Source organism: Pseudomonas corni (genome assembly GCF_057128765.1).
The window spans coordinates 17,019-38,987 of record NZ_JBSKHW010000005.1 but is presented as its reverse complement, the minus strand read 5'-3'; the positions used below and the strand labels follow the sequence as shown (position 1 = coordinate 38,987).

Here is a 21,969-nt window from a genome sequence, read left to right as displayed (position 1 = left end):
CGTTGCCCTAACATGCGGCGGTCAGATCCGGCGATATCAGGTGTTTGAGCGATGACCAGTCAGTCCCGCATCCCCACATACGGCATGCAACAACGCAGCGACCGACCGGATTTTTACATCCGTGACAAGTTGGGTCGTCCGGCCCTGACCTCGCCCCATCGCCACGAATACTTCCAGATTCAGATCAACCTCGGCGGCGACACCGTGCAGCACATCGGCGGCGCGATCCGGCCGTTTCCGCGCAACACGCTGGCTTTCATCCTTCCTCATCGATTGCACGTGATTCCCCACCCCGATGACGGAAATTTCGTGTTGATCAACTTCTCACAGGAATTTCTCCTACAGCACTTGCATTGCGACCCCCTGGATCTGGAAGACATCCCTGTGGCTCAGGCCCCCGAGCTGGCGCCGTTTCGCTTTCAGGAACACCTGGATTTCATTCTGAACGATGAGGATTTCGCCCGGGTCCAGGCGTTGTTGGTGCAGATGCGTGTGGCGGACCAGTCTCGGCAGTTGGGCAGTGGGTCGATTCTGCGCGGCTTCCTGCTGCAGCTGATTGGCATGATCTGCAATGTGTTTGAGGCGCAACTGCTGGCGTTGGCGGCCAGCAAGGCCGAGAGGCGAGGGCGCCGCGATGCGATGGGCCGGGTGATCGAATACATCCGGGCGCACATCGCTGACCCCGCCATGACACTGACCGATGCGGCGGCTGCGGCATTTCTTTCGCCCAATTACCTGACGCACCTGTTGCGCAAGGAAACCGGCAGTACGTTTTCCGAGCTGGTGCTTGAGCGCCGCATGCGTCTGGCGCGGACCCAACTGATGAACAGCGATAAACCCCTGAGCCATGTGGCCGAAATGTGCGGGTTCGCCGATGAAGCGTATTTCTCGCGACGCTTCCGCAAGGTCCATGGTGTGCCGCCTGGGCAGTTTCGGCGCGAGCGGCAGGGAGTTTGAGCGCGCAAATGGCGCCGTCTGGTTGAACAGCATCGCGAGCAAGCTCCCGCCCACGATTGCGTTGGACCGATTAGGTTGCACCGACGCGGTGCCGCTGTAGAAGGGAGCTTGTTCGCGATGGGCTTATCATGCCCACTGGATGGCTTTGGTCAACTCGCGGAACAACGCTGAGACGGAGCGCAACGCCCGGCAATCTGGCCGAGTCAGCAACCACAAGGCAGAGTCATGACCCTCTAGCGGTCCAACCAAGCGCTGTAGCTCGCCTTCGTGCAGCAAAAAGTCCGGCAGCGCCGCTACCCCCATTCCCGCCCTTACCAGTTGTGCTACCGCCAGCATCGAACTGCAACGATAGGCAAGATTAACTCCCGGAAAATGCTGACGTCGCCAAGTGACGGTGGGGTGGTCGGGGAGGAATTCATCCGGCGCGATCCAGTGCATTTTTTCCAGACTTACAGGGCCGGCGCGCCGCAAATAGTCGGCGCTGGCGCATACGTGATAGGACACCGTGCCCAATCTGTTGCCCACCAAATGCTCCGCAGGGCGAGTGGTGAGGCGTAAGGCAATGTCGGCGTCTCGCCCGCTCAGGTTGGCAAACTGGCTGGAAGTGTTCAGCTCCAGTTTCAACCCTGGGTAATCAGGCATGAAGCTGGCCAATGCTGGCAGCAACAGACTTTGCAAAACCGCTTCGGTACAGGTCAGCCGCACGATACCGCTGATGATTTTCTGGCCGTGTTCAAGGCGCACCTGCGCCAATTGCAGTGCCTGCTCAGCACTTTCGGCCTGTTGCGCCAGCTCCAGCGCAACGCTGGTCGGCTGATAGCCCGCGCGGCTCTTGTCGAACAGCGCGGTACCCAGCGATGTTTCAAGCCGGCGCACCGAGCGAAACACCGTGGACACGTCCAGCATGAGCCGTTCTGCCGCCCGCGCCAGCGTTTTGCCGCGCACAAGTGCGAGAATCAGTGCGAGGTCGGAATGGTTAATTCGATAGTGCGCGACTGCATTGATCACTTGTTAAAACGCCAATTTTGATTGCAGGGCCACAAGCTTATAGTCCCGCCCAGACAATCAGCAAAGCGTTTTAACAGCATGGAGCAGTCATGAATCAACAGAGCGTTATACGCGTTGCATTGGTCGGTGATTACGACGAAGACGTGCCTGCACACCGGGCGATCCCCGTGGCTCTGAAGCGGGTCGCAGATGAACTCGGTATCAGTCTGTATTGGCAGTGGTGCCCGACTTGCGAGGTCGGCGAGGGAAATGATCTTCGCACCTTCGACGGCATTTGGTGCGTGCCCGCCAGTCCTTACCGCGACATGGATGGCGCGTTGACCGCCATTCGTTTTGCCCGGGAGCAACGGGTCCCTTTTTTGGGTACTTGCGGCGGTTTCCAGCATGCGTTGCTGGAGTTCGCGCGTAATCAATTGGGCTGGACAGACGCCGAACACGCCGAGACGGCGCCTGATTCAGATCGCGCGATTATCACGCCGCTGAGTTGTTCCCTGGTGGAAGCGTTTGCGCTGATTCGGCTGACTCCGGGCTCGCGGATTGCCAACGCGTATGGCGCGCTGGAAACGCAGGAGCGCTACCGATGCCGCTACGGACTGCGCAAGGAACTGGAAAGTGCGATATTCGCCGAGTCGATGAAGGTGTCGGGCTATGACCTGGATGACGAAGTGCGGGCAATTGAACTCCGAGGGCATCCGTTCTTTGTCGCGACGCTGTTTCAGCCTGAGCGCGCGGCGCTGGAAGGGCTTACACCGCCGCTGGTGAAGGCATTCGTTCAAGCGTGCAGGGTCCAGGAGGGCTGAATAAGATGATCGCTGATACCTTTCCTATTCCCTATTACGCTGTGGTTTTTACCTCGATTCGCCGCCAGGAGGACGCCGAAGGCTACGGCCTGGCGGCGCAGCTGATGCTTGATCTGGTTCTCGAACAGCCGGGTTTTCTCGGCGTCGAGTCGGCGCGAGGAGAGAACGGGGTGGGCATTACCGTGTCCTATTGGGCCAATGAGGCGGCAGTTGTTGCGTGGCGAGATCATCCCGACCATCAGGCGATTCGCGAACGTGGGCGCTCGACTTGGTATCAGTGCTGCACCACCCGTGTCACCAAAGTCGAGCGTAACTACAGCTATTGCGCCTGAGGCGAGCCGAGGCTCTCTGTTTTTACATGCCGCGGCGTCGGTGCGGTATCGGCGCTGCGCACCAGCAGCCAGGCCAGCACCGAAGCCGTGAGGGTGATGCCTGCGGCGACGAACAGGATTGACTGATAGCCCGAGCCGAAGCTGTGCAGCGCCAGCTGCTGCAGGTCGGCGTTACCGGCCAAAATGTGAGCGCCGCCGCTAAGATCGCCGGCCGCGATGCTACGGGTCAGCGCCAGGGCATCCGCTGATGAACCCGTAGGCAGGCCGGCTTCCAGGCTCTGCGCCACCCGATGGAAGAGAATCGCGCCGAGTGCTGCGAAACCCACGACGATTCCGCTGAAACGCACCGTACCGGAGATCCCAGAGGCCATTCCGGCGCGTTCCGGCGGAATCACCGACATGCTGACCTTGGCCGTTTCTCCGTTGAGAATCCCCGCGCCGATCCCAGCAATCAGCAGGCCGCCCACCATCGAGGGATAGTCGAATCGTGGGCAGGCAATCCCAAGCCACGTCAAGCCAACCCCGATGGTCGCCAGCCCCGTCGTCAATAATCCGCGTCCGCTGAAGCGATGGGTCAGGTGCGCGGCGACGATGCGTGGCACCACGAATAGCGGCACAGCCATTGGCAGCATCAACAGACCGGCGGTTTGCGGATTGAATCCCAGCCCGCTCTGAAAGTAGATCGGCAGGTAAGTGAACATCGTCAGCAGTCCGGCGGCGAACGCCAGTCCTGAAATGTTGGCGCCAATGTAGGTCGGGCGACGAAAAAAACTCAGGTCGAGCATCGGCCGTTGTTGCTTGGATTCCACCAGCAAAAACAGCGCAAACAATCCCGCCGAGCAGGCGAATTCGGTCAGTACGCGGGGGCTGTCCCAGCCTTCATGATTGCCGGTAATCAACGCCAGCGTCACCAGAAAGAGGCTGCTGCTGAAGGTGACTGAGCCCATTACATCGACTTTGCGCGCGTGGGGGTCTTTGGATTCATCGACTGCGTACAGGGTCAGGGCGATCATCGCCGCTCCAATCGGCACGTTGATGTAGAAGGCCCATTCCCAGCCGAAATGCTGGGTGATAAAACCGCCGACCACCGGGCCCAGCGAGGTCGCGATGCCAATGACCGAGCCCCAGAACGCGAATGCTCGCGCGCGGTGTGGACCACGGAAGGTGTGGGACAGGGTGGCCAGCGCAGAACTGAGCAGTATCGCCGCGCCGATGCCCTGCAGTGCCCGCGCGCCGTTGAGCAGGCCGACGCTGGTGGCCGCGCCGCAGATGAACGAAGCAACGCCAAACACCAGCAGTCCGATCATCAGCATGCGCTTACGCCCGTATCGATCCGCCAACGCGCCTGCGGGCATTACGAACGAGGCAAAGGTCAGGGTGTAGGCGCTGATCACCCATTCGATGTCGGCAAAATCTGCGTGCAGCGAGTGGGCGATGGAGGACAGCGAGACCGCGACGATGTTGGAGTCCAGGTTGATCATGAACGACGGAATCGACACGCACAGCAGAATCAGAAAACGCTGAAGGCCATCGGTAGGGGAAACGTGTTCAGTGGTCATGAGCAGGGTCTCGGGCGTGCGAAAGGTGTTTTAGCGGTATATGCTCCTATTGCAATTTGCGGGGATATGCCAGCATTGGTCAAGTGTTAATGCCACAGACCGCCTGAAGAACAGGATTTACGGACCGATGGACAGGTTGGAGGACCACACATGAACGACAAACAAAAGGGCCAGGTTCTGGTTCCGGAAGGGCTGCGCATCCCGATGCAGGTGGTGTGCCACGCCACGCATCTGCGTAAGGCAACTCGCCGTATCACGTTGCTTTATGATGCCGCGTTGGCCCCGAGCGGTTTGCGCTCGACCCAGCGTTCGATCCTCATGCAGGTCGCCCGCAGCCAGGCGCCGAGCATGTCCGAACTGGCAGCGGCTCTGGTGATCGACCGCTCGGCGCTGGCGCAGAATCTCAAGCCGCTGGAGCGCGAAGGTTTGCTCGCGGTGAAGGTCGACCCGGCAGACAAACGCAGCCGCCTGGTGACCTTGACCCAAGCCGGGATGAACAAATTGTTGGAGTCCCAGCCAATGTGGGAACAGGCCCAAGCCAGTTTCGAGAAAGGGTATGGCGCCGATCAGTCGCAGGTGCTGCGTGACGCGCTCGCAGCGGTGACAGCAGGGGAGTACGACGAGGTAGAGCGTTGACCTCAATCCTACAGGGGCTAATCATTTTGCAACCGCTGCAGCCCGCACTGCCGTTTGCGGCCCCCTCCGGCGCCCTGTCTGCAACAGATAAACCCCGCCCAGAATCGCAGCAATCGCCAGTAGATCCATGCCGTGAACCGGCTCGCCCGCGATGAAAATACCTGTCAGCAGCGCGATCACGGGCGGGATGTACGTCACGGACGCGGCCACCACAGCGCCCAGTTTTTCGACGATGAAGTAATAAAGAATGTACGCCACGCCGGTTCCCAGCAGACCCAGGCCCAGCGATACGCCGAGCATGGCTTTCGGGCTTTGGGTGATACGTTCGATGCCGCTCCAGTCGCTGACCACGGCGATCACCAGCAGCGCCAGACCGATCTGGTAGGTACACAACGCCACCGGCGAGATATTCAGCCCGGTCACGAAGCGTTTGGCGTAGACGAACGAACAACCGACGCTCAGCGACCCCAGCACCATATACATCACACCCGGCACCGAAATGGCCCCGTCGCCGCTGGCCCACGGGCGGGCAATCAAAAGCACACCGACGAACCCCAGCAAGACCCCGGCGGTCATCCGCGCGTTGAGCTTTTCTTCGCGCAGAAACAGGAACGCGCAGACGAAGGTAAACAGCGGAATGGCGCCACTGAGCAGACCCGCGACGCTGGACAATAGCAACGACGTGCCCTTGGCATAGAAGTAGTAACACACCACGGTCGCCAGCAAGGCCATGACCAGAAAGTGATGAGCATGGCGCAGATGGCTCCAGCTGAGGGCTCGGCGCATCAGTGCGTACAGCAGAATCGGCAGGAACCCGAACAGCATGCGCAGCAACACAATCTGTGCCGGGGAAATCCATTCCACCGCCCATTTCATGAACATGAAATTGGTGCCCCAGATCAGACCAAGCAGCGCGAAGGCGAGGTAGGCGATATTTTTCATGAGGTCTGTCCGCCAGCTGTTCAAAAGAAGTTGATTGTCCTGCTGCCACGTATCGGCTACAACCGATCATCCTTGCGCCATGAAGTAGAAAAACTCTGCCATGAACACGTCTGCGCCATTAAAAGCATTGGCCTGCTTCGACTCAGCCATGCGCCACAATAGTTTTTCTCTGGCAGCCGAGGAGCTGAATGTGACGCCCGGCGCGGTCGGACAGCAGGTTCGTAACCTGGAACAGTGGCTGGGGATTTCGTTGTTTGTCCGGCACATACGACGGATTGAGCCTACACCGGACGCTATGGCGTATTGGGCGCGGATTCAGCCAGCGCTGGCGCAAATCATCGACGCCAGCCAGGCCTTGCGTGACCGCAACAACGACAACGTCTGGCTGAGCATGCCGCCGAGCCTGGCGGCCAAGTGGTTTGCGCGGCGCATGGCTAACTTTCTAGAGTCCAGCCCCACTGTCTCGCTGCACTTGAGCTCCTCCACGGCACTCACGGATTTCTCCAGTGAACGCGCGGATCTGGCGATTCGTCATTTCGACGGGATTGCCCCCGAACTGGACGTTCAGTTGCTGCACCGGGACGACGCCCGGGTGTATTGCAGCCCGGCTTACGCGTGCCAACTCAAATTACGCTCGCCCGCGGAGTTGCGCGGCGCGACATTGCTGCACAACACGTTGCACCCTCATTGGCCTGAGTGGCTGGCGCGTTTTGCCGGGATTGAAACCCAAGAGGCGACGCAGATTGCCGGCATTCATTTCGATCAGTCATTGATGGCGATCGAGGCGGCGCGGCGGGATCAGGGCGTGGTCATCACCAGCCAATGGCTGACCGAGGAAGAGATAGCAAACGGGACATTGATCGAACCCTTCGAGCAGCGTTTGCCGCTGCCCAAGGGCTACTACGTGGTGCAACCCAAACACGCGATCCAGCGCCCGTCGGTGCAGGCGCTTAAAGAGTGGTTGATCGGTCAGGCCCTCTAATATTGCGCCGTCAGCGAAACCGCTCGCGAACAAGTTCGCTCCTACAGATGATTGCTCCAACGCGGTTCGATCTGTAGGAGCCAACTTGTTGGCGAGGCGTCTACGGCATCACCGGCGGGACATACGCCAGTGTCGTCCCAAGCGCCCACAGCAGAAACAGCACCAGCGGCGTGTGCACCAGCAATTGCACGAACGAGAAGCCGATCAAGTCCCGAGCCTTCAGGCCCAACACGCCCAGCAGCGGCAGCATGTAGAACGGGTTAATCAGGTTCGGCAGTGCTTCAGCCGCGTTGTAGATCTGCACCGCCCAGCCCAAGTGGTATTTCAGATCATTGGCCACCTGCATCACATACGGCGCTTCGATGATCCATTTGCCGCCGCCCGATGGAATGAAGAAACCGAGGATCGCCGAGTACACGCCCATCAGCAGCGCGTAGGTATCGTGGGAGGCGATGCTGGTGAAGAACAACGAGATGTGGTGCGCGACGGTCTGCGCGTCGCCACCTTTGACTGTGGTCAGCAAGGCGGCAATCGAGCCGTACAACGGGAACTGAATCAGCACGCCGGTGGTGGTCGGCACGGCACGGGCCACCGCATCGAGGAAGCTGCGCGGACGCCAATGCAACAGCGCGCCGACCATGATGAACAGGAAGTTGTAGGTGTTCAGCCCGGAAATCGCCGTGATCGCAGGTTTGGTCGAGAACTCGTTGAACAACCAGCCAGACGCCAGAATCACCATCAGAATGATCAGCAGTGGGCTGTATTCCAGCCACTCACCAGGCCGGGTGCGTGGTGGCAGTGGCGGCAGGCTGAAGGCTGGATCGATCCCGCAATCCTTCGCGTCGCGGGCACTATTAGGGCCGGGGGCGGTGGCGTAAGCGATGATGATCGACACCACCACCAGCGCCAGCAGCATGACACCGGACTGCCATAGGAAGATGGTTTCGGTAAACGGAATGACGCCGGTGATCGCCAGGATCGACGGCGGCAGGCTGCCGGGGTTGGCTTGCAGTTGCGCAGCCGACGACGACAGACCCAATGCCCACACAGCGCCAAGACCCAGATACGCAGCAGCACCTGCGGCGCGATAATCCATCTTCAGATCGGTACGGCGGGCGAGGGCGCGCACCAGCAAACCGCCGAACACCAGCGACAAACCCCAGTTGAGCAACGACGCGACCATGGAAATCAACGCGACCCAGGCCACCGCCGAGCGGCCGTTTTTCGGGATGCGTGCCAGACGGTCGATCAACTTGACCGCAGGCGGCGAGCTGGCGACCACATAACCGCCGATGACCACGAAGGCCATTTGCATGGTGAACGGGATCAGGCTCCAGAAGCCGTCGCCAAAGGCTTTGGCGGCATCCGCCGGTTTGGCGCCGACCGCCAGTGTGGCGACAGTGACGATCACCACGGCCAGCGCGGCGAACACCCATGAATCAGGAAACCAGCGTTCAGCCCATCGAGCACAACGCAGGGCAAAGCGGGCATAGCGGCTTTCTTCGATTTCAGCGGCCACGTGTGTTACCTCTTGGAATTATTGTGTTAGTGCTATTGAGATAGCTGTTTTGAGTGTTGGCGATGCAGCGAAAAATGTCGTGGTGCAGATACAGCAAAGCCCCTTCATTGCTGAAGGGGCCGGTGTCGCAGAGTCTGTCTCGATCTCTGTAGGAGCGTACGAGCAGCGCGAGGCCGCGATCGGCTGCGAAGCAGTCGTAAAAATAGTGAATTCACCATTTTTGCCAGCGCTGCGCACTGGATCGCGGCCTCGCGGTGCTCGTACGCTCCTACAGTTTCTGGTCGTATTCGACTCGGACGGCGTCGATTAAAACGTCATCTCAACCACATCATCCGGCACGATCAATTTCATTGCTGAAGGGGCCGGTGTCGCGGAATCTGTCTCGATCTCTGTAGGAGCGTACGAGCAGCGCGAGGCCGCGATCGGCTGCGAAGCAGTCGTGAAAATAGTGAATTCACCATTTTTGCCAGCGCTGCGCACTGTATCGCGGCCTCGCGGTGCTCGTACGCTCCTACAGTTTCTGGTCGTATTCGATTCGGACGGCGTCGATTAAAACGTCATCTCAACCACATCATCCGGCACGATCAATTTGCCGGCGGTCTTGGCGATGATTTCTTCGACGGTCACGCCCGGTGCGGTTTCGCGCAGGATGAACGCGCCGTTCTCGATCTCCAGATAAGCCAGGTCCGTCAGCACTTTGCGGATGCAGCCAGCACCGGTCAGCGGCAGGCTGCAGCGTGACAATAGCTTGGACTCACCGTCTTTGGAGGCGTGGGTCATGGTGACGATGATGTTGTCGGCGCCAGCCACCAGGTCCATCGCGCCACCCATGCCCTTGACCAGCTTGCCGGGGATCATCCATGACGCGATGTTGCCTTCCACATCGACTTCGAACGCGCCCAGCACAGTCAGGTCGACGTGACCGCCACGGATCATGGCGAACGATTGGGATGAGTCGAAGATCGAGGCGCCTTTGCGCGCCGTCACGGTCTGTTTGCCGGCGTTGATCATGTCGGCGTCGATGGTTTCTTCAGTAGGGAATTCGCCCATGCCGAGCAAACCGTTTTCCGACTGCAGCATGACGTCGATGTCGTCTGGAACGTAGTTGGCGACCAGGGTCGGAATGCCGATACCCAGATTCACGTAAAAGCCGTCTTGCAGTTCGCGCGCAACGCGCTGAGCCATTTGTTCGCGGGAGAGTGCCATGATCTTGGGTCTCTTTTATTGTGTCCAGCCGCTGAGTGGCTGGAGCATTCCAAGTAATAAGCTTCAGAGCAAAAGCGCTTCGGGTACTTACGCGTCTTTAAGCGTGCGTTTCTCGATGCGTTTCTCGAAAGTGCCCAGGATCACGCGGTCCACATAAATGCCGGGGGTGTGGATCTCGGTCGGCAGCAGCACGCCGGGCTCGACGATTTCCTCGACCTCAACGACCGTGATACGGCCAGCAGTGGCAACCACAGGGTTAAAGTTCTGCGCGGTGTGACGGTAGACCACGTTACCGAAATGGTCGGCCTTCCAGCCTTTGACGATGGCGAAGTCGCCGGTGATGGCTTCTTCCAGGATCACGTTGCGACCGTTGAACTGGCGGGTTTCCTTGCCTTCGGCCACAGGCGTGCCATAACCGGTCGCGGTATAGAAAGCGGGGATGCCAGCACCGCCTGCGCGCATTTTTTCAGCGAGGGTGCCTTGGGGTGTGAGTTCTACTTCGAGTTCGCCGTCGAGCAACTGGCGCTCGAACAAGGCGTTTTCGCCTACGTAGGAGGCGATCATTTTGCGGATCTGGTGATCTTCGAGCAGGACGCCCAGACCGAATCCATCGACGCCGCAGTTGTTGGACACAACGGTCAGGCCCTTGACGCCACGGCGCTTGATCTCGGCAATGAGGTTTTCCGGGATACCGCAGAGGCCAAAACCGCCTGACAGCACGGTCATGTTGTCGGTCAGCCCGTCGAGGGCCTCTTCGTATGTTGCAACGCGCTTGTCGAGTCCAGCCATGGTAGATCCCGCCTTCTTTGTAGTTGTGTCCGACAATTTAGTTGCCGGATAGCGTTGATCGCATCTTCTCTCGGGTTCAGTGATTTGTTAATTTTGTTTTTTTCATAGATTGATAAGAAAACCAAATATATGAACGTGAAGCAGCTTCGTGCGTTTCTGGCCGTGGCGCAGTGCCTCAGTTTTGCCCAGGCCGGGGAGCGGCTGCACCTTTCCCAGCCTGCGCTGAGCCTGACCATCAAGGCACTGGAGGAAGACCTTGGCGGGCAACTGCTGACCCGCACTACCCGCAATGTCAGCCTGACGCCGGAAGGTGAAACGCTGCTGCCAATTGCCCGCCAACTGCTGGCTGACTGGGACAATACCGAAGAGCTGCTGCGTCAGCGATTTACCCTGCAACTGGGCAAAGTCTCGGTGGCGGCAATGCCTTCTTTCGCTGGCAATCTGCTGCCAGCCGCGCTGAAAGTGTTTCGAGAGCGTTACCCCAGGGTCAACGTCGCAGTGCACGACGTGATCAACGAACAGGTGCTGGAAATGGTAGACCATCGGCGCGTGGAGCTTGGGATCGGTTTCGAGCCGGAATCGAGTAATACGCTGTCGTTCACTCCGTTTTACATGGACCGGTTTGTCGCCGTCGTGCCCCTGGATTCGCCATTGGCAGAGAAGGGAGTGGTGACTTGGGATGAACTGCTGCATCACGACTTCATCACGCTGCAACGCCCGTCTGCCGTGCGCTTGCTGTTGGAGCAGGACCTGCACACCCAGCACGGCAAGTTGTCGGTGGCGTTTGAAAGTCATCAGCTGTCGACGGTGGGCCGGATGGTTGCCAATGGCTTAGGGGTCAGTGCGGTGCCGTCGCTGTGCATTCAGCAAATGCAGGAATTGGGCGCGCGCTGTATTGCATTGGAAGGCCCGGTTATCGAACGGCGGATCGGGTTGATGACGCTGGCCGATCACAAGTTGTCGGCGGCGGCGCAGGCGTTGCGCGATGTATTGATTGAGAGTGCTGATGTAACGCGATCGTTGTAGGCGCGGTAAAACGCCTGCCAGACGCTTCGCTGTCAAAAAATTCACTGCGGCTCAATGTCGCATCCGGTATCGTTTGGCAAATTGCTACCAATTGTTTCGACCTCGGGTTGATCAACTCCAAACGATAAGGAGTCCTCTGTTGGACGCTTCTTCTGCTGCCTGGGCGTTTCACGACACCCAACTGATTGTCTGCTGCCTGATCGCAATCGCTACCATCATTATCCTCATCAGTGCGACCAAACTGCCGCCGTTTCTGTCCATCCTCGTCGGTACGTTCATTGCCGGGATCGGCGCCGGGCTGCCTGCTGAAGCGGTGGCCAAGGCGTTCAGCAAAGGGGCGGGCGGGATTCTCGGTGAAGCCGGGATCATCATCGCCCTGGGGGCGATGCTCGGCGCATTGATGGCTGAATCCGGCGCGGCGGATCGCATTGCCTCGACCCTGCTGGGGATCGGCAAAGGTAAAGCGCTGCCTTGGGTGATGGCGCTGGTGGCGATGGTCATCGGGCTGCCGCTGTTTTTCGAAGTGGGACTGGTGATGATGGTGCCGATCATCTTCGTCATGGCCCGCCAATCCGGGCAGCCGTTGCTGAAGATCGCGATCCCGGCGCTGGCGGGGATGACCACGCTGCATGCGCTGATGCCGCCGCATCCCGGGCCATTGATTGCAGTCAGCGCCTTGCACGCGGACCTTGGCCTGACGATGTTGCTGGGGTTCTGCATTGCGGTGCCAGCTGTGATTCTGGCCGGTCCTTTGTACGGCAACTGGCTGTCCAAACGCCTGCACATCGAAGCCCCCGCCGAGCTGGGCGAGTTGTTCTCCGCCAAGCCCACTGCCACGCGCCAGCCGAGCTTTGGCGTGTCGCTGTTGATCATTTTGTTGCCGGTGATTCTGATGCTCGGCAGCACGCTGGCGAAAGTCGCGCTGGAGCCGGAAAGCAACGTCGCGCTCACGCTTAAGTTTCTTGGCGAGCCTTTGGTAGCGTTGGGTATCGCGGTGCTGGCGGCAGTGATCTGCCTGGGCTGGGCCAATGGCATTTCCCGCGAACATGTGGGCGGTACGCTGCGCAAAAGCCTGGCGCCGATTGCGGTGTTGTTGCTGACCATTGGTGCTGGCGGCGGCTTGAAGCAGACGCTGCTGGATGCGGGCGTGAGTCAGACCATCAGCAAAGTCGCCGAAGGCGCGCACATGCCGTACCTGTTGCTGGCCTGGTTGATTGCCGTGGCGTTGCGTCAGGCAACCGGTTCGGCGACGGTGGCGACCACCACGACAGCGGGGATTCTTGCGCCGATGATGGCGGGGCTGGAGGCCACTCAAGCTTCGCTGGTGGCGTTGGTGATTGGCGCAGGCTCGGTGTTCTTCTGCCACGTCAACGATGCGGGGTTCTGGATGGTGCGTGAGTATTTCGGCCTGGAATTGAAGCAGACGATCTGGGTCTGGTCGGTGCTGCAGACCATTGTTTCCGTGGTGGGGCTGATCGGCACGTTGCTGTTGTGGCATTTTTTGACGTGATAAAGCCGGATCGGCTGGGTGATCAGTCTGTGGGAGCGGACCCGTCCGCGAAGAGGCCCAGTACATCCCATGCATGTTTATGGGCTGATACATCGCCTTCGCGGACAGGTCCGCTCCCACGGGATTGAGGTGTATGCCGGCATGTGTGTGATGTCAGGTTTGTGCAGTGCGATCGGGCTTTCGTTCAGGTTGGCAATAGCGACTATTAAGACGGGTGATTTCTGCTGATGGAGCTGCGGGCGTAGCCTTGGCTCATTCCAGAAACGAGCCGAATGGAGGCTCTCATGAACCGTCTTGTCACCCTCGCCATGTTGCTTTCAGTCGCCGTTGTTTCTGGCTGCGCCGCAGACCATCATCCGGAATTGCGCCCTTACACCGCTGAAGAAACCCATCAGTTGGCCCTCGAAGACCTGAACCGTCGCGGTCTGTCTTACGAGGAATACCAGACCCGGAAAAACCAGCTGATGGAGCAGCCGCAGATCCAGCGCGCTCATGAATTCGACAATCGTGGCGAATCCAACGCGCAAGTCACCGTGCAGACATCGGCCCGTCAAGGCTGAGTTGCGGGGCTCGACTTGAATAGAAACAGTTCTGTGATGACTGCGAAGAGTTCAGAACTGTACGGGTGAAAGTCAGCGTCACTGTCCATGTGTTTGCAGCCCTGGCTTCGATAGCCTCAGGGCTTGTTTTCACAGCCCAATGGACTGCCCATGTTTACTGCCGACCTGCTCATTGCCTTCGTTTTATTTGCCTTCGTTTCATCGGTCACGCCCGGCCCCAACAACACCATGCTGTTGTCTTCAGGGGTGAACTTCGGTTTCAACCGCACCATCCCTCACATGCTCGGCATCAGTTGCGGCTTTGCCGTGATGGTTCTGGCTGTCGGTCTGGGACTGGGCGCTGTGTTCAAAGCCTATCCCGTTCTCTATACCGTGCTGCGTTATGCTGGCGCGGCCTATCTGTTGTATCTGGCGTACAAGATCGCGACGTCCGGACCGGTCACTGATACGACCGACAAGAAAGCCCGGCCGATGAGTTACCTCGGCGCTGCAGCGTTTCAGTGGGTCAATCCCAAGGCGTGGGTTATGGCAATCGGCGCGATCAGCACTTACACGCCGATGAATGGCTATTTCACCAATGTGCTGATTATTGCCCTGGTGTTCGGCATCGTGAATCTGCCCGCAGTGAGCATGTGGGCCGGATGCGGCAGCCTGTTGCGCAACGTACTGCGCGATCCGTTCTGGCTGCGAGTGTTCAACGGCGTGATGGCGGCATTACTGGTGCTGTCGTTGTATCCGTTGTTGCAGGGCTAACTCTTTAGTCTGTAGGAGCGAACTTGTTCGCGAGGCGGTGCGTCAGGCGGACCGCCTTGTATGTCTCGCCAACAAGTTGGCACCTACAGACGTGATTACAGCGCCAGCTTGAGATGCCCACCCGCTTCCTTGTGCCGCGCACCTGCCCGGTGTTGCAGGCTCAGCTGGAAATGCTCCAGCCCTTCATGCAGGCGTTCGGTCAGGATCTCGTCCAGCTCGCCGCCCGATTCGTGTTCTTCGTTGTAGTTGATCTGGCTGTCGATGGCGTAGATGCCGTGCAGCACTTCCTGGCATTTGAGCGCCGAGAGCACCGGTTTCAACGCGTAATCCACCGCCAGCATGTGGGCGATGCTGCCGCCGGTGGCCAGCGGTAACACCACTTTGCCGTGCAACGATCGCTCCGGCAGCAAATCGAGCAGGGTTTTCAACGCGCCAGAGAAGGAGGCCTTGTACACCGGCGTACCGATCAACAGGCCGTCTGCCTGTTTCACTGCTTCGATGAAAGCCACCACCGCCGGGCTGTCGAAGCGCGCAAACAGCAAGTCTTCGGCGTTGAAATCATGAATCCGCAGCGCCTTGACCTCGACGCCACGGTCCTGCAACCAGCGCGCCGCATGTTTGAGCACCACACCCGAACGGGATCTGAGCGCCGGGCTGCCTGAAAGTGAAACTACCAACATGCTTAATATTCCTTGGATCAGGTCACCGTTGTGCAGACACAGGTCGTGCAGTGAACGTTGAGCGCGAATGTCGTGGTTGTTTCCAACCCTGTCCCGTTCATAGCAGCATGCATGCCAGTGCGGTTGAGGTGACGATACCGCCTTAAAAAGGGGGCAAACGGTACATTGCCACGAGCGGGCAAGCGCGGCGATCTGCTCAAAAGCCCGACAATTGTTGATCAACTGTTTCTCCAGCAACACTTGCGCTGAATGGATTTACGACTGCTGCGCAGCCGATCGCGGCCTCGCATTGCTCGTGCGCTCCTACGGGGATTTATGTTCGCCGCGTGTATGTGGTCGCTACAAAACCTGTAGGAGAGCCCGCGAAGAACGATAACGCGGGTGCCGGTTGAGCTCCGTCGTCAGCTTCGCGGGCAAGCCTCGCTCCGACAGGTCTGAATCGAAACCAAAAAAAATCCCCGCAGTCGGCGCCTGCGAGGATTTTGCTGTTGGTACTAACTTGCTGCTTGAAGCTTGAAGCTTGAAGCTTGTCGCTGCCTCAGTTCCTGAACATCGCACCGGTCTGAACGATGTTGTTGGAGCCCAGCAACTGGCTGATGAAGCGGTTCCAGCGGGTGATGTTGGCCGGGCCGACGAAGACTACGTCTTGCGCTTCGAGCTCGAACTGTTTGGCCAGCAGGTAGCCCGTAGGTTTTTCGGCGTTCAAATGGTAAACGGTCGAACCGTGAGTCGCATCCTGCCCGCCACGGATCACATACACCGCATCACCGTCGGCCGCATCGGGACTAAGGCCGCCGGATTCACCCAGCGCTTCGAGCAAAGTCACGCTGGTGGTGCTGAACGAAATCGTGCGGGGACTCAATACTTCACCCAATACGTAAATCTTGTTTTTCGAGTTGCTGTTGAGGTGCAGGTAGTCACCGTCCTTGAGGTAAATCTTGCTCAGTTGCGAGTCCTTGCGGTTGAGCGAATCGACGTCGATCACGTAATCCTTGCCGTCACGACGCAACGTCAACCCAGCCAGGTTGGCATCGGTCAGGTCCAGACCCGCCTGGCTGATGGCTTGCACCAGGCTCAGCGGGATGTTGGTGATCGGTTGCGGACCGGCTGTTCTGAAAGAACCGGACAGCAGTACGCGCTGACTGTTGTAACGCAGGACTTTAACGTCAACCTTGACCTCGGTGTACTGAGGCAACAGGCCCATACGCAATTGTTCACGGATCTGCGCAACGGTTTTGCCAGCGGCTTGCACACGGCCAACGTAGGGGAAAAACACTGTGCCATCGTTCAGCACTTCCCGACTGTTGGCGTCCAGCTGCTCGGTGGAGCCAGGGGCAGTCAACTCAGGATGTTCGAAAACGGTCACCAGCAAGGCGTCGCCCGGGCCGACGATGTATTCAGGCGTCTTGTAGTTCAACAGTTCCGGCGGCAACGGTTTTGCCAGAGAGGCCGCACGCTGTTGCTGCTGTTGCAGCGTGGCCGGGGTGATCTTGATCAGTGTGACGTTCGGACCGTCCGGGTCCTTTTCGGTGACTTCATCCAGGGTCATGTGCTGCCCGGGGGCAAAAGCACAGCCTTGCAAAATCAGACTGGAAAGCAGCACAACAGCTAACGTTACTTTCATATCGATGATCCTTCCTAATAGGTGCGTTCTGGCACCACAGTGATTTCATTGCATCCCTTACCAACACCGAACTTCTGATTACAGGCACTCATGCAGGTGGTCACCTCCTGCCGAGCGTCGTGCGCCTCGGCCGTTCTTTATTGTTCTGGCTGAATATGAGTAGTCGCTAAAAAGCGTTCTTGTTGACGAAGCCTTTGAAGAGCGTCAGCAGGATGATTTTCATGTCCAGCCAAACCGACCAGTGCTCGATGTACTGCAGGTCGAATTCCACGCGTTTCTGCATTTTGTCCAGCGTGTCGGTCTCGCCGCGCCAGCCGTTGATTTGGGCCCATCCGGTGATCCCCGGCTTGACCTTGTGGCGCAACATGTAGCCCGAAACCTGCTTGCGGTACTGCTCGTTGTGCGCCACGGCGTGTGGCCTGGGCCCGACGATGGACATCTCGCCGCGCAGCACATTGAAAAACTGCGGCAGTTCATCCAGCGAAGTGCGCCGTAAAAACGCGCCCAGCGGGGTGATGCGGCTGTCGTTGCGAGTGGCCTGGGTGACCACGTCGCCGTTTTCCTGAACGCTCATGCTGCGAAACTTCCAGACCATGATCGGCCGTCCATCCAGGCCGTAACGGCGCTGGCGAAACAGCACAGGGCCACGCGAGGTCAGTTTGATCGCCAGGGAAATCAACAGCAGGGGCAGGGCAATCAGGGTCAGAATGATGCTCGACAGCACCACGTCTTCCACGCGCTTGACCATGCTCCAGGCGCCATCCATGGGGGAGTCGAAAATACTGATGCTCGGCAGCCCGTTGATACTTTCGCTACGCGCATGCAGCAACTCGAACATGAACACGTCCGGGATCACGTAGACCGAGGCCGTGGTGTCGCTCAAACCTTTGATCAGTTCCTGCAACCGCGCCTGGCTGTCCAGGCTCAAGGTGATGTAAACCTTGTCGATCCGGCCCTCGCGGGCATCGACGATCAACTGATCCAGATCCCCCAGCACCGGAATACGTCGCCCGATGCGGGCCAGGTCCATCTGCTGCGGCTGCTCGTCGTAGAAGCCCAGCAGATCAAGCCCCATCCACGGCGCGCTTTCGATGGACTTGGCCAGTCGCTCGCCACAGTGGCCGGTGCCCACCACCGCTACCCGGCGGGTATTGAAACCGTGACTGCGCAGCCCGTGCAGCAGGCTGCGAATGCCCAGGCGATAACCGCACAAGGCAATCAGCACGGTAGCGAACCAGGTCATCTGGCCGTTATCCGGCAGATCGGCGTGATTGAGCAGCAGGTAATCCACCGAGAGCAGAATGACGAAGGTCAGCCCCCAGAAATTGAACACCTTGAGCAGCTCGCGAACGATCCGTTCGCCGCGCCAGGATCCGTACAACTGGTGATATTCGCCCAGCCAATGGAAAACCATCACCGCCAGCAGGATTTGGGTCCAGGTCTCTGACGTCATGGGTGCGTCGGTGACCACGCTCTGGCAATAGCCGCCCAGTACGATCACGGCCAGGTCCAGCAGACGATGAGCCACCGATAGCGACGATTGATGTGCCTTGAGGATGCCGCGTAAGGGGGTTCGCATGACGATGCTCGCTCAGACAGATTTGATCGGGACGACCCGGCCAGACAGTTCGTTACTGACCAATACAGGCGCCGCTTGTGGGGGCCGATATTGCGCAGGTGTGCGCGCCTGGCGCGCCATGCTCAACCGAACCTCCACGAACTGGCGCATCTCGTTTTCAAAACGTTCTTCGGAAAACCGCTCGGCATTGGTGCGGCATGCCTGGGCGCTGATCCTTGAGTGCGAGCTCTCGAATTCGCCCACGGCCGCCACCAGCGATTCCACCGTCTGGTGTTGGTAAAACACCCCGGTGGGTTGCGGATGATCAAGGCCGCAGACGGTCTCCAGCGTGCCGCCTTTGCCGAAAGCGATCACCGGCGTTCCGCAGGCCTGGGCTTCCACCGGGCTGATGCCAAAGTCTTCTTCGGCAGCAAACACGAACGCTTTGGCATTGCGCATGTGCTCCAGCAATACCGGGAACGGCTGGTAGCCCAGCAGGGTGACGTTGGGTGCGTTGATCGCTTTGGCCTTTTCCATTTCCGGACCGTCGCCGATCACGATCAGGCGCTTGTCGGGCATGGCGGCGAAGGCTTCGATGATCATTGGCATGCGCTTGTAAGGCACCATGCGCGAGGCGGTGAAGTAGTACTCCTGTTTGTGCTCCTGCAGGGTGAAACCCTTGGTGTTCACGGGGGGGTAAATCACCGTGGACTCGCGGCGATAGGCTTTGGAAATCCGTCCGCCGATGAAGTATGAGTTGGCGATGAAGTCATCGACCCCGGCCGCCGTGCGCTGATCCCACATGCGCATGTAGTGCAGGATCATCCGCGCGACCTTGCTTTTGAGGCCCACGGCGAGGCCAGCTTCGTTGAGGTATTGATGTTGCAGGTCCCAGGCGTAGCGGATGGGCGAGTGCACATAGCTGATGTGCACTTGATCCGGGCCGCACAGCACGCCTTTGGCAACGGCGTGGCTGCTGGAGATGATCAGGTCGTAACCTGACAGATCGAGTTGTTCGATGGCCATCGGCATCAGCGGCAAGTAACGCTGATAGCGCGTCTTGGCTTTCGGCAGGCGTTGAATAAAGGTTGTTTTAGCGACTTTGCCACCTAGATGGGCGCGGTCTTCGTCGCTGAGGAAATCGATGACGGAGAATAGATCCGCCTCGGGCCAGATATTGATCAGCGAAGCCAGTACCCGTTCGGCACCGGCGTATGTCACCAGCCAGTCATGGACGATTGCAATTTTCATTGGAATTCTCTGCTTTAGCGGCCGAAGAAAAGTCCTGTACGACGAGGCAAGCTCTCGAGGACGTCCCACTTCCTGTGTTTACGCAGGCGCTACTTCAGACGCTGAGAGGCTGCGTCTTGGCGTTGCGATTGTTGAGGCGTTTACCCAACTGGATAAAAGGTGTTTCGATCAGGCGGAAGCTCAGGTGGGCAACACCGAGCGTCAGTACGGTGGCAAACAGCGCGTTGATCAGCGCCGGGGCGCCGGTGGGTTTGAGCAAAAACTCGCTCAGCATCAACATTGACGGGTGCAGCAGGTACAGCGAGTAACTCACGGCCCCCAGCCACACCAGCGCCGGATGATTGAGGCGCACGCTGCGCGTCAGCAGCAGGAAACTGCTGATCGCAACGAAGTAGGTGAACAGGTAACGGCCCCAGGTTTCGCCAGTGCCCATGTCCTTGCTGTAGGCCATGATCAACGTCGGCGGCAGCAACACGGTGAAGCCGACCAGCAGCATCACCAGGTTTCGCGTGAGCTGGCGGCTGTGTTCGCCCAGCAGCCACTGGCGCCAGACGGAGCCGAAAAACATCAGCGAGAGCGCCAGCGGCAGGGCCACGGGCAGCTTGCGTTCGGTGACTGCGCGAACCATGCCCATGGCCAGCGCCATCAGCAGAAATATCAGCGCACAGCGGCTGCGAAAAGTCAGGTCGTAGAGCTTGCCGGCGACAAACAACGCCAGGCACAGCGCGTAAAACACCACTTCGATGAACAGCGTCCAGTACAGCCCGATCACGTCATCAAAGCCCATGGCCGCTTGCACCATGGTCAGGTTGGCAATGATTTGCGGCCAGCCTGGAAACTCTGCGCCGGTCAGCTTGAGCATCACCAGAAAAACCAGCAATGACAGCCAGTACGCGGGGTACAGACGCATGAAGCGCGAGATCAGAAAGCGCCGCGGCCCGTCAGGTCCCGGTTTGAGGCTGAACGGGATCACCACACCGCTGATCATGAAAAACCACAGCACCCCAAGCTTGCCCGGATCAATCAGGTAATCGAGCACCCATACATGCCCGATGATCGGCGCATACAAGTGAGTGAAGACCACCATCAAGGCGGCGATGCCGCGCAGTGCATCAAGATAGGCCAGACGTTTCATGCAAATGCCTCACAGCTTGCTCGAAGAAGATTCGCGCTGCAGGGTGTCGCCGCTGGTGTTTGAGCCGCGCCGATCCATGGAGGCGTTGATCAGGGTGTCGATGCGTTGCGAGACACGCCGCGCTGACTCTTCCCAGGAAAACCGGCTGACGTTGTTCAAGCCGCGACGGCGCAACGACTGACGCAGCGGCAGGTCGACAAGAATGCGTTCCATGGCCGAGGCCATGTGACTGACGTCCAGCGGATCGAAATACAGCGCGCTGGCTTGCAGCACTTCGGGGATCGACGCCGCGTTGGCTGCCAGGACCGGGCAGCCACACGCCTGAGCTTCCAGGGGGGGGATGCCGAAACCTTCGTACAGTGAAGGGAATACGAATGCCGTGGCGCCTTGATACTGGGCGATCAGTTCGCTGTCACTGAGCCGCCCCAGAAAGCGGATTCGCGAATCGCGGGCCGCCAGCTGTTGCAGGCTTTCATCCGCGAAGATCTCGCTGGCGGCGCCGACGATGTGCAGTTGCAGATCGTCGTGGTTGCGCAGCATCAGGAACGCCTGAATCATCCGGTTGAAATTCTTGTGAGCGCTGGGCGACGACACCGCCAGCAGGTAATCGGCGCCGTCTTTGATCGGCGGCCCCGGCTGAAAAGCGCCGCTGACAGCGTTCGGCACTACGAGGATTTTCTTTTCCGGGTAGCGATAAAACTGGGATATCTCACCCTTGGAAAAATTGCTCACGGTCAGCAGCGTCTTGATCCGCGAGAGCATGATCGGGGTCATGGTCCGGTACAGCATGCGGAACGAGCGGGTGTAGCTTTCCGGATGGCGCACGTAGGTGATGTCGTGGTGCGTGGCGATCTGGTTGCCGTACAGCAACGGGGCGGTGCTGCACAGTGAGATCAGCAGCGGATTGCCATTGCGTCGCAGGTACAGCGGCAGGTCCAGTTGTTCCCACAAGTGACCGCCGTGGCTACCGATGCACTGCACCTCCAGCGCTTTTGCGCTTTCGTGCATCCTGATGCCGTGAGGCGCCACGAACACGACGTCGTCGCGCAGTTGCTTGAGCGCAAGGCAAGTCTGTTCGGCAAAGCGCTGGACACCGCGCAGTTCCTGGGTGAGAAAGCGAGCATTGATCACAATCATCGGTG

At 59.1% G+C, this 21,969-nt stretch carries 21 protein-coding genes; 9 read left to right on the top strand and 12 right to left on the bottom strand.

The window, feature by feature from the left end; translation table 11 throughout:
* Window positions 1–51: 51 nt before the first annotated feature.
* Window positions 52–957 carry a helix-turn-helix transcriptional regulator gene (locus ACWKV9_RS10385; protein ID WP_483836030.1) on the top strand — a complete coding sequence of 302 codons (906 nt, stop codon included), beginning with the start codon at window positions 52–54 and terminating at the stop codon, window positions 955–957.
* 126 nt (window positions 958–1,083) lie between these two features.
* Here ACWKV9_RS10385 and ACWKV9_RS10380 read toward each other — a convergent pair whose 3' ends face one another.
* Window positions 1,084–1,965, bottom strand: a complete 882-nt coding sequence (locus tag ACWKV9_RS10380; RefSeq protein WP_483836029.1) for a LysR family transcriptional regulator — start codon at window positions 1,963–1,965, stop codon at window positions 1,084–1,086.
* Between the two features lie 89 nt (window positions 1,966–2,054).
* On the opposite strand from ACWKV9_RS10380, the gene ACWKV9_RS10375 reads away from it, so the two are divergent.
* Together ACWKV9_RS10375 and ACWKV9_RS10370 are read left to right on the top strand one after the other, a co-directional pair.
* The gene (locus ACWKV9_RS10375; RefSeq protein ID WP_483836028.1) at window positions 2,055–2,765 is read left to right on the top strand and encodes a CTP synthase C-terminal region-related (seleno)protein; all 711 of its coding nucleotides are present in this window, start codon (window positions 2,055–2,057) and stop codon (window positions 2,763–2,765) included.
* Between the two features lie 5 nt (window positions 2,766–2,770).
* A complete protein-coding gene (locus ACWKV9_RS10370) occupies window positions 2,771–3,097 on the top strand; it encodes an antibiotic biosynthesis monooxygenase family protein (RefSeq protein ID WP_483836027.1) in 327 nt (108 codons plus the stop codon).
* Here ACWKV9_RS10370 and ACWKV9_RS10365 read toward each other — a convergent pair.
* Window positions 3,085–4,656 (bottom strand): MFS transporter, encoded by a 1,572-nt coding sequence (locus ACWKV9_RS10365; protein WP_483836026.1) that lies wholly within the window; start codon window positions 4,654–4,656, stop codon window positions 3,085–3,087. The genes ACWKV9_RS10370 and ACWKV9_RS10365 overlap by 13 nt on opposite strands.
* Before the next feature lie 150 nt (window positions 4,657–4,806).
* Between ACWKV9_RS10365 and ACWKV9_RS10360 the strand changes: the two genes are divergently transcribed.
* A complete protein-coding gene (locus tag ACWKV9_RS10360) occupies window positions 4,807–5,292 on the top strand; it encodes a MarR family winged helix-turn-helix transcriptional regulator (protein WP_483836025.1) in 486 nt (161 codons plus the stop codon).
* Between the two features lie 21 nt (window positions 5,293–5,313).
* Here the strand turns inward: ACWKV9_RS10360 and ACWKV9_RS10355 are convergent, their stop codons facing one another.
* Window positions 5,314–6,234 carry a DMT family transporter gene (locus tag ACWKV9_RS10355; RefSeq protein ID WP_483836024.1) on the bottom strand — a complete coding sequence of 307 codons (921 nt, stop codon included), beginning with the start codon at window positions 6,232–6,234 and terminating at the stop codon, window positions 5,314–5,316.
* 100 nt (window positions 6,235–6,334) lie between these two features.
* Between ACWKV9_RS10355 and ACWKV9_RS10350 the strand changes: the two genes are divergently transcribed.
* Entirely contained in the window at window positions 6,335–7,216 is an 882-nt protein-coding gene (locus tag ACWKV9_RS10350) for a LysR substrate-binding domain-containing protein (protein WP_483836023.1), read from the top strand.
* 100 nt (window positions 7,217–7,316) lie between these two features.
* Here ACWKV9_RS10350 and ACWKV9_RS10345 read toward each other — a convergent pair whose 3' ends face one another.
* The 3 genes from ACWKV9_RS10345 to ACWKV9_RS10335 all read right to left on the bottom strand — a co-directional run bounded on the left by ACWKV9_RS10345 (window position 7,317) and on the right by ACWKV9_RS10335 (window position 10,730).
* Window positions 7,317–8,735, bottom strand: coding sequence for a short-chain fatty acid transporter (locus tag ACWKV9_RS10345; RefSeq protein WP_483836022.1), 1,419 nt, complete (start codon window positions 8,733–8,735; stop codon window positions 7,317–7,319).
* 549 nt (window positions 8,736–9,284) lie between these two features.
* Complete coding sequence (locus tag ACWKV9_RS10340; RefSeq protein ID WP_483836021.1) at window positions 9,285–9,941, bottom strand: CoA transferase subunit B; 657 nt, start codon at window positions 9,939–9,941, stop codon at window positions 9,285–9,287.
* 87 nt (window positions 9,942–10,028) lie between these two features.
* On the bottom strand, window positions 10,029–10,730 hold the full coding sequence (locus tag ACWKV9_RS10335) for a CoA transferase subunit A (RefSeq protein ID WP_483836020.1): 702 nt from the start codon (window positions 10,728–10,730) through the stop codon (window positions 10,029–10,031).
* 129 nt (window positions 10,731–10,859) lie between these two features.
* Here ACWKV9_RS10335 and ACWKV9_RS10330 point away from each other — a divergent pair, with 129 nt between their 5' ends.
* The 4 genes from ACWKV9_RS10330 to ACWKV9_RS10315 all read left to right on the top strand — a co-directional run bounded on the left by ACWKV9_RS10330 (window position 10,860) and on the right by ACWKV9_RS10315 (window position 14,579).
* Window positions 10,860–11,756, top strand: coding sequence for a LysR family transcriptional regulator (locus tag ACWKV9_RS10330; RefSeq protein ID WP_483836019.1), 897 nt, complete (start codon window positions 10,860–10,862; stop codon window positions 11,754–11,756).
* A 139-nt stretch (window positions 11,757–11,895) separates the two neighbouring features.
* The gene (locus ACWKV9_RS10325; RefSeq protein ID WP_483836018.1) at window positions 11,896–13,266 is read left to right on the top strand and encodes a GntT/GntP/DsdX family permease; all 1,371 of its coding nucleotides are present in this window, start codon (window positions 11,896–11,898) and stop codon (window positions 13,264–13,266) included.
* 284 nt (window positions 13,267–13,550) lie between these two features.
* Window positions 13,551–13,826 carry a hypothetical protein gene (locus ACWKV9_RS10320; RefSeq protein WP_483836017.1) on the top strand — a complete coding sequence of 92 codons (276 nt, stop codon included), beginning with the start codon at window positions 13,551–13,553 and terminating at the stop codon, window positions 13,824–13,826.
* Window positions 13,827–13,976: 150 nt separating this feature from the next.
* Window positions 13,977–14,579, top strand: a complete 603-nt coding sequence (locus tag ACWKV9_RS10315) for a LysE family translocator (protein ID WP_483836016.1) — start codon at window positions 13,977–13,979, stop codon at window positions 14,577–14,579.
* Window positions 14,580–14,674: 95 nt separating this feature from the next.
* On the opposite strand, the gene ssuE is transcribed toward ACWKV9_RS10315, so the two are convergent.
* The 6 genes from ssuE to ACWKV9_RS10285 all read right to left on the bottom strand — a co-directional run bounded on the left by ssuE (window position 14,675) and on the right by ACWKV9_RS10285 (window position 21,964).
* Window positions 14,675–15,259 carry an NADPH-dependent FMN reductase gene (gene ssuE / locus ACWKV9_RS10310; protein ID WP_483836015.1) on the bottom strand — a complete coding sequence of 195 codons (585 nt, stop codon included), beginning with the start codon at window positions 15,257–15,259 and terminating at the stop codon, window positions 14,675–14,677.
* Window positions 15,260–15,797: 538 nt separating this feature from the next.
* Window positions 15,798–16,883: a polysaccharide biosynthesis/export family protein gene (locus ACWKV9_RS10305; protein ID WP_483836014.1), complete on the bottom strand. Its 1,086-nt coding sequence runs from the start codon at window positions 16,881–16,883 to the stop codon at window positions 15,798–15,800.
* 166 nt (window positions 16,884–17,049) lie between these two features.
* Window positions 17,050–18,462: an undecaprenyl-phosphate glucose phosphotransferase gene (locus tag ACWKV9_RS10300; protein WP_483836013.1), complete on the bottom strand. Its 1,413-nt coding sequence runs from the start codon at window positions 18,460–18,462 to the stop codon at window positions 17,050–17,052.
* A 12-nt stretch (window positions 18,463–18,474) separates the two neighbouring features.
* On the bottom strand, window positions 18,475–19,692 hold the full coding sequence (locus ACWKV9_RS10295) for a glycosyltransferase family 4 protein (protein WP_483836012.1): 1,218 nt from the start codon (window positions 19,690–19,692) through the stop codon (window positions 18,475–18,477).
* A 94-nt stretch (window positions 19,693–19,786) separates the two neighbouring features.
* Entirely contained in the window at window positions 19,787–20,827 is a 1,041-nt protein-coding gene (locus ACWKV9_RS10290; protein ID WP_483836011.1) for an acyltransferase family protein, read from the bottom strand.
* A gap of 9 nt (window positions 20,828–20,836) precedes the next feature.
* Window positions 20,837–21,964 (bottom strand): glycosyltransferase family 4 protein, encoded by a 1,128-nt coding sequence (locus ACWKV9_RS10285; protein ID WP_483836010.1) that lies wholly within the window; start codon window positions 21,962–21,964, stop codon window positions 20,837–20,839.
* Window positions 21,965–21,969 lie beyond the last annotated feature (5 nt).

Bases quoted from the DNA above. Each gene is read 5' to 3' on its own strand.
- ACWKV9_RS10385 (WP_483836030.1), top strand. From the start codon at position 52: ATGACCAGTCAGTCCCGCATCCCCACATACGGCATGCAACAACGCAGC.
- ACWKV9_RS10375 (WP_483836028.1), top strand. From the start codon at position 2,055: ATGAATCAACAGAGCGTTATACGCGTTGCATTGGTCGGTGATTACGAC.
- ACWKV9_RS10370 (WP_483836027.1), top strand. From the start codon at position 2,771: ATGATCGCTGATACCTTTCCTATTCCCTATTACGCTGTGGTTTTTACC.
- ACWKV9_RS10365 (WP_483836026.1), bottom strand. From the start codon at position 4,656: ATGACCACTGAACACGTTTCCCCTACCGATGGCCTTCAGCGTTTTCTG.
- ACWKV9_RS10360 (WP_483836025.1), top strand. From the start codon at position 4,807: ATGAACGACAAACAAAAGGGCCAGGTTCTGGTTCCGGAAGGGCTGCGC.
- ACWKV9_RS10355 (WP_483836024.1), bottom strand. From the start codon at position 6,234: ATGAAAAATATCGCCTACCTCGCCTTCGCGCTGCTTGGTCTGATCTGG.
- ACWKV9_RS10350 (WP_483836023.1), top strand. From the start codon at position 6,335: ATGAACACGTCTGCGCCATTAAAAGCATTGGCCTGCTTCGACTCAGCC.
- ACWKV9_RS10340 (WP_483836021.1), bottom strand. From the start codon at position 9,941: ATGGCACTCTCCCGCGAACAAATGGCTCAGCGCGTTGCGCGCGAACTG.
- ACWKV9_RS10335 (WP_483836020.1), bottom strand. From the start codon at position 10,730: ATGGCTGGACTCGACAAGCGCGTTGCAACATACGAAGAGGCCCTCGAC.
- ACWKV9_RS10330 (WP_483836019.1), top strand. From the start codon at position 10,860: ATGAACGTGAAGCAGCTTCGTGCGTTTCTGGCCGTGGCGCAGTGCCTC.
- ACWKV9_RS10320 (WP_483836017.1), top strand. From the start codon at position 13,551: ATGAACCGTCTTGTCACCCTCGCCATGTTGCTTTCAGTCGCCGTTGTT.
- ACWKV9_RS10315 (WP_483836016.1), top strand. From the start codon at position 13,977: ATGTTTACTGCCGACCTGCTCATTGCCTTCGTTTTATTTGCCTTCGTT.
- ssuE (WP_483836015.1), bottom strand. From the start codon at position 15,259: ATGTTGGTAGTTTCACTTTCAGGCAGCCCGGCGCTCAGATCCCGTTCG.
- ACWKV9_RS10305 (WP_483836014.1), bottom strand. From the start codon at position 16,883: ATGAAAGTAACGTTAGCTGTTGTGCTGCTTTCCAGTCTGATTTTGCAA.
- ACWKV9_RS10300 (WP_483836013.1), bottom strand. From the start codon at position 18,462: ATGCGAACCCCCTTACGCGGCATCCTCAAGGCACATCAATCGTCGCTA.
- ACWKV9_RS10295 (WP_483836012.1), bottom strand. From the start codon at position 19,692: ATGAAAATTGCAATCGTCCATGACTGGCTGGTGACATACGCCGGTGCC.
- ACWKV9_RS10290 (WP_483836011.1), bottom strand. From the start codon at position 20,827: ATGAAACGTCTGGCCTATCTTGATGCACTGCGCGGCATCGCCGCCTTG.
- ACWKV9_RS10285 (WP_483836010.1), bottom strand. From the start codon at position 21,964: ATGATTGTGATCAATGCTCGCTTTCTCACCCAGGAACTGCGCGGTGTC.